The 285-nt window shown below is 45.6% G+C and carries 1 protein-coding gene; it reads left to right on the top strand.

Annotated elements, in window-relative coordinates; translation table 11 throughout:
- Positions 1–285, top strand: a 285-nt coding sequence (locus ACYQ2O_RS13160; RefSeq protein WP_459796830.1) for a DDE-type integrase/transposase/recombinase, incomplete at both ends; no start/stop codon positions are given.

Below are 285 nucleotides of genomic sequence, written 5' to 3'. Positions count from 1 at the left end.
GGCTGTATATCATTGCGGCCATTGATGATGCCAGTCGCCTGATTGTCGGACAGGGTCTATTTTTAGAAGACACGGCTATCCATGTGCAGGAGGTGTTGAAGCAGGCGATGAAACGGTATGGCTTACCTAAGAAAATCTTCGTCGATAACGGGTCTCCCTATAAAAACAAGCAATTAGCCCTTATTCTTGCCCAACTAGGCATTGACTTAATCCATGCACGTGTACGTTCAGGTGCATCAAAAGCAAAAATCGAACGGACCTTTCGTACCTTAAAGGATGACTGGA

The sequence above is a fragment of the Alkalibacterium sp. m-11 genome (assembly GCF_054658155.1).
The sequence above is the reverse complement of the archived record's forward strand: the minus strand, read 5'-3'. Positions and strand labels throughout refer to the sequence as shown.